This window comes from Piscinibacter defluvii (genome assembly GCF_004011805.1).
GTDB lineage: Bacteria > Pseudomonadota > Gammaproteobacteria > Burkholderiales > Burkholderiaceae_C > Piscinibacter > Piscinibacter defluvii.
In genome coordinates, this window is sequence record NZ_ML137198.1 from 304,863 (window position 1) to 317,257 (window position 12,395).

Below are 12,395 nucleotides of genomic sequence, written 5' to 3' on the forward strand. Positions count from 1 at the left end.
TGCGGCGCGTTCGGGGGACGCCCCATTCGGCCGCGCCGCGGTTGCACGCGCGTTGCGGCGCCCGGCCGCCGGGTTTCCGCTGAAACGCGGGCCCCGGTCTCAGGCTCTCAGGCTCCGAAGCGCTCGGTGCGGATGCGCGCCGCCGGCACGCCGAGCAACTGCAGGTGCCCGGCGATCGCTTCGACGAACGCATGGCGGCCGCAGACGTAGGCCCGCACGCCGCCCGGCGGGCCGAGCGGACGCAGCGCCTCGGCGAGGAAGGCCGCGTCGGGCCGCCCGACGCGGTCCTGCGCGCGCGCCACGCTGGCCTCGCGCGACAGCGCCTGGTGCAGCGTGAAGCCGCGCCCGGCCGCCTCCTCGGCCAGCAGCTCGTCGCGCAGCGGCACCTCGGCCGCGCAGCGTGCGGCCGCCACCAGCACCATCGGCGCACCGGCCGGGCCGGCGGCGCGGTGCCGCACCATCGCCAGCAGCGGCACCAGACCCGAGCCGCCGCCCACCAGCAGCGTGGGCGGCGCGGCCTCGCGGTCCCACACGAAGTGGCCCCCCAGCGGGCCGCGCAGCTCGATCTCGTCGCCGGCCTGGGCCACGTCGTGGAACCAGGGCGAGACCTCGCCGTCCGCAAGACGCTCGATCGCCAGTTCGATGCGCCCTTCGCACTCCGGCGGCGAGAGCAGCGAGTAGCTGCGCTGCGCCTGGTAGCCGTCGGCGGCGGTGAGCCGCAGGTCCACATGCTGGCCGGCGCGCGGGCGCTGCCAGGCCGCGGGCGCGAGCTCCACGCGCAGCAGGCGCGGCGTCAGGCGCTCGAGCGCGGTGATGCGCGCCGGGCTCCAGCGCAGCGGCTCAGTCACCGCCGTAGCGCTGCTCGAGGAACGGGTCGCCGCGCATGTGGTAGCCGCGCAGCTCCCAGAAGCCGGCCTCGTCGCGCGCGGTGAACTGCAGCGCGGTCACCCACTTGGCCGACTTCCAGAAGTACAGCTGCGGCACCAGCAGCCGCGCCGGGCCGCCGTGGTCCGGCGTCAGCGGGAGGCCGCCGAAGTGGGTGGCGATCATCGCGCGGCCGCCGGTCAGGTCGGCCGCCGGCACGTTGGTGCTGTAGCCGTCGGCCGAATGCGCCAGCACCCAGGGCGTGGGTGCGCCGAGGCCGGCGGCGGCCAGCAGGTCGTCGACCAGCACGCCCTGCCACTCGGTGTCGAGCTTGGACCAGGTGGTGACGCAGTGGATGTCGACCACCCGCGTCGTCTGCGGCAGGGCCTGGAACTCGTCCCAGGTCCAGGCCTGCAGCGTGCGCGGGCCGAGCCTGAGCGCAAAGCGCCATGCAGCCAGGTCGACACGCGGCGTGGGGCCGGCGCTGAGCACCGGGAAGTCCTCCGTCAGCGACTGGCCGGGCGGGATGCGTCCGGCCTGTGCCGCGGCGGGCCGGCGGCCACCGAATCCACGTGTGCTCATGCGTTCTCCGGTCGGGACACGGCTCGATGCAAGCGCCGAGCCAGCTGTGCGATGCTCGCACGTCCTGCCTCGGTCTGCCGCCATGCCCCAAGCCTTACGCCACACGCTGCTGTCGATCCGCGACCTGGCCATCACGGCCGGCCCCTTCGTGCTGCTGGCACTGGTGCTGCTGGTGCTGGCCTACGTGATCCTGCAGCCCAACCCGCCGAAGAAGGTGGTGCTGGCCACCGGCGCCGAACAGGGGGCGTATGCCGAGTTCGGCAAGCGCTACGCCGCGCAGCTGCGCGAGCACGGCATCGAGGTGGTGCTGCGCGCCACGCAGGGCGCGGCCGAGAACCTGCAGCTGCTGCGCGACCCGGACTCCGGCGTCGACCTCGCCTTCGTGCAGGGCGGCGCCGACGTCGAGCATGCCAGCGCCGCCGACGCCGAGGCGGCCAACGCCGGGCTGGAGTCGCTCGGCAGCCTGTTCCACGAGCCGCTGTGGCTGTTCTACCGCGAGGAGGCGGCGCAGCAGAAGCTCGGCAAGCCGGCGCTGGCGATGCTGCCCGAGCTGAAGGGCTGGACCCTGAACATCGGCTCGCCGGGCAGCGGGGTGCCCAACCTGATGCGCCGGCTGCTCGACGCCAACCACCTCGAGCCCGGCGCGCTGACGCTGACCGAGAAGCCCTCCACGCCGGCGGTGGTGGCGCTGCTCGAGGGCGAGATCGACGCGCTGGCCTTCGCCTCCGCGCCCGAGGCGCCGCTGGTGCAGCTGCTGCTGCAGACGCCCGGCATCCGGCTGATGGACTTTCCGCAGGCCGAGGCCTACACGCGGCGCTTTCCCTTCCTGAGCAACGTGGTGCTGCCGCGCGGCGTGGTCGACCTCGCGGCCGACCGGCCGCCGGCGCCGATCCGCCTCGTCGCGCCCACCGCCACGCTGGTGGCGCGCGAGGGTGTGCACCCGGCGCTGATCCAGCTGTTCGTTCAGGCCGCGCGCAGTATCCACGGCGGGCCAGGCTGGTTCCAGCGCAAGGGCAGCTTCCCCTCGGTGGAGAACACCGAGCGAGCGCTGGCGCCGGAGGCCGAGCGCTTCTACCGCAACGGCCCGCCGCTGCTGCAGCGCTACCTGCCGTTCTGGCTGGCCAACCTGATCGACCGCATGTGGGTGGTGCTGGTGTCGATCATCGCGATCCTGATCCCGCTGTCGCGCATCGTGCCGCCGCTGTACCAGTTCCGGGTGCGCTCGCGCATCTTCCGCTGGTACGGCCAGCTGCGCCGCGTGGAGGAGTCGATCGGCGAGAAGAGCGGGGCCGAGCTGCTCGAGCAGCTCGACGACATCGAGCAGCGCGCCGGCCGCGTGACCGTGCCGCTGAGTTACGCCGACGAGCTGTACTCGCTGCGCAGCCACATCGGCATGGTGCGGCGGCGGGTGCGCGAGGCGGCCGGCGCGTGACGTCCGCCGCTCCGATGGCCTTGCGGGCCGGCGCGCGGCGGGCGGCGGCGCTGCTGCGCGGGCTGCTGCTCGCCGGCGGCCTGGTCGGCGCCGGCGCGGCGCGCCCGGCGGTGCCGCCGGACGACGGCTGTGTGCGCGTCCCGTTCGCGCAGCAGGTCGACATGGGCAGCGTGAACGCGCTGGCGCGGGCGCAACCGCAGGAACTGCTGGCGCTGATCGCTGGCCTGCGGATCGACGTGCTGCGGGTGCCGAGCGCGCACCCCGCCCGGCCCGCCAACCCCCTGCTGGCCGAGCTGCCGGTGGCCCACGAGCAGCTGCTGCAGCAGGCCGGGTTCCGCGACAGCTACGAGGGCCGGTCCCTGCCCGCCGGCACCTGCTGCGGACTGGAGCGCGCCACCGTGCTGATCCGCGACACCGCGTCGAGCTACACGCTGCTGCACGAGGTGCTGCACCTGCTGATCGTCCCGGCCGACGGCATCGTGCTGCGTGCCGACCTGGAGACGCGCTTCGCGCTCGCCTTCCATCGCCTGAACGTCTACCAGCGGCGGCTGTACGACGACCCCTCGCGGCTGCTGAACCCGCTGTGGCGCCGCGACATCGCCGCGGCCCTGCACGAGGCGGCGTCGCTGCTGTTCGACCGACTGCGCATCGGTCAGAGCCAGGAAGCGATCGTCGAGCGCGTGCTCGCCGGCTGCATCGACGAGCGCAGCCCGTACTTCGATGCCGGCCGGCGCGCCGAGGGGCGACGCTATGGGGAGGCGATGGTCGACAACGCGGTCGACGTCTTCAACGTGCTGCACGCGGCCGTGGAGTTCTGCGACGCCGAGGTGCGGCAGCTGCGCGCGGACCTGGTGGCCGGCCACCGGCAGGAGACGCCCGGCACGAGCCTGTCGGCCCGGGAGCAGCAGGCCTTCGCGGCCGAGCTGCACGCGGTGCGCGAGGAGCTGGCACGCGTGCGTGCGGAGATCGAGTCGCTCAAGCGTTTCCAGTCGCGCTGAGGCGCGGCGCGGCGGCTGGCTGATCCAGCTCAACGCGCGCAGCACGAGGACGCTCGATCCGATTCGAACCGCTATCCTCGTCGGCATCAGGCAAGACCATGCCGGCGTCGATCGGGCTGACCACCGACGTCCCCGGCGGTGCCCGTTCGCGCAGGGTGGCCACGCCGAGCTGGTGCCTGGAGGCGCCCCCATCGGTGGGCGTGACGCAGGGGTCCGAACAAGGGAACATGACGCATGACGACGCTCACCTTCGGGAACTTCCCGGCCGACATGTCCGATCCCGGCTACTTCGGGTACGGCAGGTTCTATCCCGGTTCGACCTTCGAGCTGGTGTCCCTCACGGCGACCGAATTCCGGGCGCGCGACCCGGCGTCGGGCAGCACGATCGCCGCGTTCGGCTCGTTCGACTTCTCCACCGAGGAGGCGCTGCTGAACAGCCGCGTGACCGGGCTCGTCCAGCGAACCTCGTCCGGGGCGCTGCTGCTGGAATGGGGAGGCCTTTCCCTGACCGTCCGGCAGGTCTTCGAGTCCGCGAACGACGAGGCGCTGAACGCACTGATCCTCGGTGGCCCGGACGTCGTGTCGGGCGGGAACGGTGGCGACAACCTGCGCGGCTACGCGGGCAACGACCTGCTGAACGGGAACGGCGGCAACGACACGCTGCGGGGAGACCAGGGCAACGACACCCTCAGCGGGGGGCTCGGCCTCGACACCGCCTCCTACGCCGACGCGGCGGCGGGAGTGACGGTCAACCTGGGCGTGGTCACCGCCCAGAACACCGTCGGCGCCGGCACCGACACCCTGGTCTCGATCGAGAACCTGACGGGCAGCCCGCTCGCCGACCGGCTGACCGGCAATGCGGCCGACAACCTCCTGAACGGCGGCCTCGGCAACGACATCCTGGCCGGGGGCGCCGGCAACGACACCTATGTCCGCAACACGATCGGCGACGTGGTGACGGAGGGGTTCAACGCGGGCATCGACCTGGTGCGGTCGGCGGTGAGCTGCACGCTGCCGGCGAACGTGGAGAAACTGCTGCTCACCGGCGCGCAAGCCATCGATGGCACGGGCAACGCGCTCGACAACACCCTGACCGGCAACAGCGGCGACAACGTGCTCAACGGCGGCACGGGCAACGACACCCTGGCCGGGGGCGCCGGCAACGACACCTATGTCCGCAATGCGGCAGGCGACGTGGTCACCGAGGGAGCGAACGCGGGCATCGACACGGTGCAGTCCTCGGTGACGTACACGCTGTCCGCGAACGTGGAGAAGCTGGTCCTCACCGGATCGGCCGCCGTCGACGGCACGGGCAACGCACTCGCCAACACCCTGACCGGCAACGCCGGCCGCAACCTGCTCGACGGCGGCGCGGGCAGCGACACCATGGCCGGCGGGGCCGGCAACGACACCTATGTCCGCGACGCGACCGGCGACGTGGTGAACGAGGGGGCGGATGCCGGCATCGACACGGTGCAGTCGTCGGTGAGCTACCGGCTCCCCGCGAACGTGGAACGCCTCACGCTCACCGGGACGGGCAGCATCGGCGGCTCCGGCAACTGGCTCGACAACCTGGTGGTCGGCAACACGGGGAACAACGTGCTCAGAGGCGGGGCGGGAAACGACGTCCTCGACGGTGGCACGGGGCGCGACAGCCTGGTGGGCGGCAGCGGTGACGATGTCTACGTCGTGGACACTCCCGGCGACGTGGTGACCGAAACCGCGCTCTCGACCGAGCTGGTCTCCGCGTCGTCCGGCGGGATCCAGGCCAACAGTGGCAGCAGCTTCGGCGTCATGGCCGACAGCGGGAACGGCGTCGTCTTCGAGAGCTACGCCACCAACCTCGTGGCGGGAGCCCCGACCTTCAGTCAGCAGATCTACCTGAAGGATCTCGAGTCCGGGGGGGTGGTGCGGGTGTCCGCCAGCGCGGATGGAACGCCGGCCAACGGCAGAAGCTTCCTTCCCAACCCGTCGGCGGACGGCCGCTATGTCGTGTTCGAAAGCGATGCGAACAACCTCGTGCCGGGCGACACGAACGCATCGGGCGATGTCTTCGTCAAGGACCTGCTCACCGGGACCGTGACGCGGGCGTCCACCGCCTCGAACGGCGCGCAGGGCGACGCCTGGAGCGGAAACCCCGACATCTCCGCGAACGGCCGGTTCGTCGTCTACTCGAGCAACGCCGGCAACCTGTCCGGCACGGACGGTGAGCCCTTCGCGGACATCTTCGTCAAGGACCTGCGGACCGGCGCGACGACCCTGGTGTCGGCCACCTCGGACGGCACGGCGGGCAACGGCGCGAGCCGCGAGTCGGTCATCTCTGCGAGCGGGCGCTACGTGGTGTTCCGCAGCGACGCCACCAACCTCGTCGCCGGCGACGACAACGACGGACCGGACCTGTTCCGCAAGGATCTCCTGACCGGCGACATCGTGCTGGTGTCCTCGGCATCGGACGGCACGCCGGCCAGCCTGCTGGAGAACCCGGACTACTTCCAGCTCAACGGCAGCACGCTGGGCGGCGTGTCGGCCGACGGCCGCTTCGTGGTCTTCAACAGCGTGGCGGACAACCTGGTCGCCGGCGACACGAACCACGACGTCGACGTGTTCGTGAAGGACCTGTTGACCGGCGTGACGACGCGGGTGTCCACCGCGTCCGGCGGTGCCCAGGCGAACAGCGGGAGCAATGGTTGCGGCATCTCTGCCGACGGCAGGTTCGTGCTGTTCGACAGCATCGCCACCAATCTGGCGCCAGGGGATACGGATTCCGCCTTCGACGTGTTCGTCAAGGATCTGCAGACGGGCGAGACGGCCCTGATCTCGGCACCCGCGACCGGGGTCAAGACCGGCGATCTCAGCATGGGGTATTCGCTGTCCGGGGACGGCAGCGCCGTCGTGTTCTACAGCTTCGCGTCCAATCTCGTTGCCGGCGACACGAACGGGCAGTCGGACGTGTTCCTGTCCCAGAACCCGCTCGTCGAGCCCGCGGGCGGGACCGACGAGGTGCGCGCCAGCGTGACCTACAGGCTGGGCGACTTCCTCGAGATCCTGTCGCTGACGGGCGCCGACGACATCAACGGCACCGGCAACGCGCTGGCCAACCTGATCACCGGCAACACCGGGGCGAACGTGCTCGCCGGCGGCGGCAACAACGACACGCTCAACGGCGCCGCAGGCAACGACACGCTCAACGGGGGCAGCGGCAACGACGTGCTCACCGGCGGCGACGGGAGCGACTCGCTCACCGGCGGCGCCGGCCTGGACACCTTCCGCTTCACGAGCCTGCCCGGCGCGTCGAACGCCGACCGGATCGCCGACTTCAACGCGGCCGACGACCGCATCAAGCTCGAGAACGCGGTGTTCGGCAAGCTGACAGTTGCCGGAGCGCTGGACGCGGCGAACTTCCGCGCCAACCTGACCGGCACGGCGCTGGATGCCAACGACCACGTGCTCTACGACACCGACAGCGGCCAGCTGTTCTACGACGCCAATGGCAATGGCACCGGTGCCAGGCAGCTGGTGGCGACGCTGAGCGGCATGCCGGTGCTGACCGCGGCAGACATCTGGGTGGTCTGACCGATCACCCGGCCAGCCGCGCCGACGCCGCTCAGCCCGCCCCCACCACCTCGTCCAGCACCTCCACCATCGCGCGCTGGCACACCGCGCAGAAGCGCGTCGCGGTCTTGCTGAACATGCGGCAGTCGACCTCCGGCCGGTACAGGCCGCGTGCCAGGTAGCGTGCGCCTTCGAACGCGCCGACGCGTCCGCGCAGCGGCTCGGCGGCCAGCAGCGCGGCCACCTGCTCGCGCTGTTCGGCGGCCGGCGTGCCGGCGGCCATGATCGCCAGGAAGGCCTCGTGCTGCCAGGGTGTCGGCAGCACGAGGCCGGGGTCGAGCTGCGCGGCCCAGCGCGGCCGGCCCTGCGCATCGAGCAACGAGACGTTCGGCTCCCACGGCAGCCCGGCCGACGCGAGGTCGGTCGCGTAGGTGATCTCCTTGCCGAAGTACTCGTCGCCCAGCCCGCCGAGCGAGTGGCCCAGCTCGTGCAGCAGCACGTAGGCGAAGTCGGCCTCGTCCATGTGCGCGCCGAGCGTCGCGTTCGAATTGAAGATGCCGCTGCCGCCGTAGACCGTGGAGTTGGCGAGGATCACCAGCGTGACATGGCCGATGCCGTCCACCGCGCGGTGCAGCGCGTGCAGGTCCTCGGCCACCATGTAGCGCGCCATGCCGAAGGTGCCGTAGTGCGTGCCGAAGGCGGTGCCGGCCACCGCCTCGCCCGGCACCGCGGGGATGCCGCTGGCCGCACTCGGCACGTGCAGCGCCGCCACCGCGAGCCGCTCGCGCTGCTCGGCGAACGGGCTGGCCGCCAGCAGCAGGCCGCAGGCGTGCTGGGCACGCGCGAAGAAGGCCTCGCCTTCCCCGGCCGCGTAGCCCTCGGAGACGAACAGGATCGGCCGCAGCGAGCGCTCCCCGTGCAGCCAGCGCAGCGTGCGCGCTGTCGGCTCGGGCGCGGGCGGCAGCGTGGCCGCGTCGGGCAGGCGCTGCTCGAGCAGCGTCTCGAACCCATCGCGCTCGCCGCGCCGCTCGAGGCGCAGCGTCGCACCGGGCACCATTGGCACGACATGCGTCTCGCGGAACTCGCCGGTCACCGTCTCGTCCTGCCCGACCACGGTGGACTGCCACTCCTCCAGCAGGGTCGAGTAGCCGCGGCTGGCGATCACGCGGCCCTGCGCGTCGCGCAGCGACCAGCGGTAGCCGCCACGCTCGTCGAGCCGCCCGCGCACATGCGGATCGGCCGCGGCGCTGGCGGCCCAGCTGGTGATCTCGTAGCGCTCGCTGCGCGGCGTCGCTCGATGAACGAAATCGATGCGGACCGCTGCGCTCATGCCGGTTGTCCGCGGCGCCGCGGCGCGGCAAGAACGAGGGCCCGATCAAGCTTCCCGCCGCGGAACCGGCTCTGCCGGGCCGCCGGCGGGCGGCCCCCTCGGGGGGTAGCGAGCGACAGCGAGCTTGGGGGCTTCATTTCATCAGCGTGCGCTCGAAGAACTCGAGGATGCGCGCCTCCAGGTACATGCGCTGCGCCGGCGCGCGCACGCCGTGGCGCTCGCCCGGCAGCAGCAGGGTCTCGTAGGGCAGCTGCTGCTCGGCGAGCTGCTCCATCAGCGCGGCGCTGTGGCGCAGCAGCACGTTCTCGTCGTTCATGCCGTGGATCAGCAGCAGGCGCTGGCGCCGGCCGTCCGGCCGCGGTGCGGCCCGGCCGGCGCGGTAGCCCTCGACGTTGGCGCGCGGGAAGGCCGGCGTGGCCACCGGCGAGCCCATGTAGCGCTCGGTGTAGGGCGCGTCGTAGTCCTCCCAGCGCACCACCGGCGCGCCGGCCGCGGCGGCGGCGAAGAGATCGGGGCGCAGCTGCAGGCAGCGCAGCGACATGTAGCCGCCGTAGCTCCAGCCGCACACGCCCACACGCGCCGGGTCGGCCTCCGGGTACAGCGCCAGCAGCTGCTGCAGCGCGGCCACCTGGTCCTCCACCTCCACCTGCCCGAGCCGGCCGTACAGCGGCTTCTCGAACACGATGCCGCGCCCGCTGGTGCCGCGGTTGTCGACCTTGAACACCAGCCAGCCGCGCTGCGCGAAGAGCTGGGCGCGCAGGTCGAGCGTGAGCGCGCGCGAGCGCCGCACCACCTGCACGTGCGGGCCGCCGTAGACCAGCAGCAGCACCGGGCGCCGGCCATCGCCCGGCCAGGGCACCGTCGGCTCGTAGATCGCCGCGTGCAGCGGCGTGCGGCCGTCGGCCGCGAGCAGGTCGACGAAACGCGGCACGACCACGTCGCGCTCGTACTCGCGCGGCGCCGGCGGCACGAAGGCGTGTTCGACGCTCCCGTCGAGCGTCTCGAGCTGCACCCGCGGCGCCTGCTCGGGCGTGTCGAGCACATGCAGCCAGGCCTGCGCGCCGGGCGCCAGCGAGACGGCATGGAGGCCTGCCTCGCGCGTCACCTGCACGCCGGCCCAGCCGCCGGCCGGCGCCGCGTGGAACAGGTGGCGCTCGCGCGCATCGGCGCCGGTGGCGATGAAGTAGAGGCCGTCGCCGGCGGCGTCGGGCCCGGCCAGGCTCTCGACATGGCCGGCCTCGGCACCGATGTCGCGCTGCCAGGCGCCGTGGGCGTCGTACAGGCCGATGCGCGCCACGCCCTCGCGCTCGTGCAGCAGGAAGAAGCTGCCGTCCGCGGCGCGGAACAGCGGCCGGCCGAGCGCGTTGATCCAGGGCTGCTGGGCCTGCTCGAGCAGTGTCGTGAGGCGGCGCTCGCGCCAGTGCAGGCGCAGCAGCTGCAGGCTGGTCTGGTCGCGGCTCAGGCGCTGCACGACGATCTCGTCCTCGCCGCGCGGCACGAGGCCGAGGAAGTAGGGCCAGGCCGGGTCGGGCGCGAGCAGTTCCTCGCGCAGCCCGTTGGCCGGGTCGAGCAGCGCGAGCGACCAGGTCGCCACCGGCCCGCCGGGAAAGCTGTAGCGCGCGCGCTCGTGGCGCGTCTGCCCGCCGTCGGTGACGACCACCGGCTCGACCTGCGCCGTGTGGAAGCTCGCCACCAGCAGGCGCGAGCCATCGGGCAGCCAGGTGTAGGCACTGCCGCCGAACACCTCCTCGGCGGTGATCTGGTCGGGCACGCCGTGCGAGAGCGTCTCGCTGCCGTCGTCGGTGAGCGCGCGGGCGGCGACCGCCGGCCAGCCGTCCATCGGCAGCGCCCACAGCTGCGCGGCACTGGCGAACACCAGCGTGCGGCCGTCCGGCGAGAGTTCGGCGGCGGCGATGTAGTCGGCGTGCTGGACGCTGCGGGTGCTGCGCGTGTGCAGGTCGAAGCAGACCATGCGCCGGCCCTGCAGCGACAGGATCGTGCGGCCGTCGCGCAACCAGCGGAACTGCGTGACGCCGTGGTAACGCTGACGCGCCCGCTCGCGCGCGAGTTCCTCGTCCAGCGGCAGCGGTCGCTCGAGCGGCGCACCTTCGAGCGCCACCAGGCGTGCGCCGCTCTCGCGCTCCATCAGGTGCAGGTCGAGCAGGTCGGGCGTGCCCTCGCGCGGCTGCAGCCAGGCGAGCCAGCGGCCGTCCGGGCTGAAGGCAGCGGACTGCACGGCCGGCGTGGCCGCCGAGCTGAGCGGGGCGAAGTCTTCCAGGCGGACGGGGCGGGTCATGCGGCAATGGAGTGGGTGATGCGGTAGACGGGCACGCGGCGCCAGGCCGGCTCGGCGTAACGCGCGCAATGGCGGTGGATGAAGTCGAGCACCGCGGTGGCGTCGGTGGCCAGCGACGGGTTCGCCTGCTTCCAGGCCTCGAACGCGGCGCGCGTGGCCGGCTCGGCCTCGAGCACGCGCAGCGCCTCGTCCTCGAACAGGTAGTCGCTGTAGGTCTCCTTGCGGTCCAGCACCGCGTCGAAGAAGCCCCAGCGGAAGAAGCTGTCGGCGCCCTGCGGTTCGAGCGTCTCGATCACGTAGCGGTCGGTCGGGCGGCCGAGCGGCACGACCCAGTCGCCGGCACGCGCGGGGTAGTCGAGCGGCTCGGCCTGCAGCTCGAGGCGCCCGTGCAGGTGCTCGCCCTCGAAGGGGCGCGGCGCCTTCTCGTGCGCCAGCACGCGCCAGGCCTCGACGGCGATGCGGCGGTCGGCCGCCAGCGGCTGCAGTTCGACCCCGTTCAGCCGCAGCCGCGCCGCCACCTCGGGCCAGGCCTGTGGCAGCAGGTAGGCACGCGGCGGCACCACCTGGGCCGTGGCGCGGTAGCGGTCGTGGTAGGGGATGTCTTCCTCGAACGGCTGGCGGCGGTCGTAGCGCAGGCGCGTCCAGGGGCCGAGCGCACTCGGCAGCCGCTGCGCGCGGTAGCCGCGGAAGCGGAAGCGCGAGGCCTGCGTCTCGTCCAGCGCCCACTGCAGCGGCCAGGCCGGCGCCGAGGCCACCGCGGCGCGGTCGCGCGCGCGGGCTGCGCGGATCTCGCCACCGTGCGCCACGGTGAACGCGAGTGCGCTGTCGACCAGCGCGCGCGTGCCGTGGTAGCGCTGCGCGAAGGTCTTGAGCATGTGCGTCTCGGGCATGAAGCCGATGCAGTGGTGCAGCGCCGCGTAGCCGGTGGAAAAGCGCGGCGTGTCGAGGAAGTCGGCGATGCCCTCCTCCGGCGTGTCCTTCACGGTGTTGACATACGGGCACATCGGCTCGCCGCGTGCGGCCATCGCGGCGTAGAGCGCCGGCAGCATGCGTTCGCGCAGCAGCGCCCCGGTGGCGCCGCCGAGCTTGTCGGGCTGGGTCGGGATCAGCGTCACCACGTGCTGGTAGTCGGCGCCGTTGCTGGTGTGCGTGTCCACCATCACGTCGGGATCCCAGGCCGTGAAGAAGCGGCTGAAGGCCCAGGCGTTGCGGCTCGCGGCCTTGACGAAGTCGCGGTTCAGGTCGAGGTGGCGCGCGTTGCCGCGAAAGCCGAAGGCCTCCGGCGGCGATGTCCCGCTCGCTGTTGAACCGTGACCGGTGACGGCTCCTCGGTGGACATGC

The 12,395-nt window shown here is 72.7% G+C and carries 8 protein-coding genes; 3 read left to right on the forward strand and 5 right to left on the reverse strand.

Annotated features, from left to right (window positions below):
• Window positions 1-107 precede the first annotated feature (107 nt).
• Both D9C15_RS06945 and D9C15_RS06950 read right to left on the reverse strand, forming a co-directional pair.
• Window positions 108-848 (reverse strand): FAD-binding oxidoreductase, encoded by a 741-nt coding sequence (locus tag D9C15_RS06945; protein WP_127996697.1) that lies wholly within the window; start codon window positions 846-848, stop codon window positions 108-110.
• Window positions 841-1,446, reverse strand: a complete 606-nt coding sequence (locus D9C15_RS06950; protein WP_127996698.1) for a sulfite oxidase-like oxidoreductase — start codon at window positions 1,444-1,446, stop codon at window positions 841-843. The genes D9C15_RS06945 and D9C15_RS06950 overlap by 8 nt, the downstream gene beginning before the upstream one ends.
• 82 nt (window positions 1,447-1,528) lie before the next feature.
• Here D9C15_RS06950 and D9C15_RS06955 point away from each other — a divergent pair, with 82 nt between their 5' ends.
• The 3 genes from D9C15_RS06955 (at window position 1,529) to D9C15_RS06965 (ending at window position 7,449) form a co-directional block, all read left to right on the forward strand.
• Entirely contained in the window at window positions 1,529-2,878 is a 1,350-nt protein-coding gene (locus D9C15_RS06955) for a TAXI family TRAP transporter solute-binding subunit (RefSeq protein WP_127996699.1), read from the forward strand.
• The gene (locus tag D9C15_RS06960) at window positions 2,875-3,876 is read left to right on the forward strand and encodes a hypothetical protein (RefSeq protein WP_127996700.1); all 1,002 of its coding nucleotides are present in this window, start codon (window positions 2,875-2,877) and stop codon (window positions 3,874-3,876) included. The genes D9C15_RS06955 and D9C15_RS06960 overlap by 4 nt, the downstream gene beginning before the upstream one ends.
• Before the next feature lie 234 nt (window positions 3,877-4,110).
• Entirely contained in the window at window positions 4,111-7,449 is a 3,339-nt protein-coding gene (locus tag D9C15_RS06965; protein WP_127996701.1) for a beta strand repeat-containing protein, read from the forward strand.
• 31 nt (window positions 7,450-7,480) lie between these two features.
• Here the strand turns inward: D9C15_RS06965 and D9C15_RS06970 are convergent, their stop codons facing one another.
• The 3 genes from D9C15_RS06970 to D9C15_RS33345 form a co-directional block, all read right to left on the reverse strand.
• Window positions 7,481-8,758: a M64 family metallopeptidase gene (locus D9C15_RS06970; RefSeq protein ID WP_127996702.1), complete on the reverse strand. Its 1,278-nt coding sequence runs from the start codon at window positions 8,756-8,758 to the stop codon at window positions 7,481-7,483.
• A gap of 133 nt (window positions 8,759-8,891) precedes the next feature.
• The gene (locus D9C15_RS06975; protein WP_127996703.1) at window positions 8,892-11,054 is read right to left on the reverse strand and encodes a prolyl oligopeptidase family serine peptidase; all 2,163 of its coding nucleotides are present in this window, start codon (window positions 11,052-11,054) and stop codon (window positions 8,892-8,894) included.
• On the reverse strand, window positions 11,051-12,395 hold a 1,345-nt coding region (locus D9C15_RS33345; RefSeq protein WP_164886668.1), incomplete at its 5' end, for a M14 family metallopeptidase. The genes D9C15_RS06975 and D9C15_RS33345, both read right to left, overlap by 4 nt.

What these genes read in the sequence shown, in the direction of transcription:
- D9C15_RS06950 (WP_127996698.1), bottom strand. Translation starts at nt 1,446, where the DNA reads ATGAGCACACGTGGATTCGGTGGCCGCCGGCCCGCCGCGGCACAGGCC.
- D9C15_RS06955 (WP_127996699.1), top strand. Translation starts at nt 1,529, where the DNA reads ATGCCCCAAGCCTTACGCCACACGCTGCTGTCGATCCGCGACCTGGCC.
- D9C15_RS06965 (WP_127996701.1), top strand. Translation starts at nt 4,111, where the DNA reads ATGACGACGCTCACCTTCGGGAACTTCCCGGCCGACATGTCCGATCCC.
- D9C15_RS06970 (WP_127996702.1), bottom strand. Translation starts at nt 8,758, where the DNA reads ATGAGCGCAGCGGTCCGCATCGATTTCGTTCATCGAGCGACGCCGCGC.
- D9C15_RS06975 (WP_127996703.1), bottom strand. Translation starts at nt 11,054, where the DNA reads ATGACCCGCCCCGTCCGCCTGGAAGACTTCGCCCCGCTCAGCTCGGCG.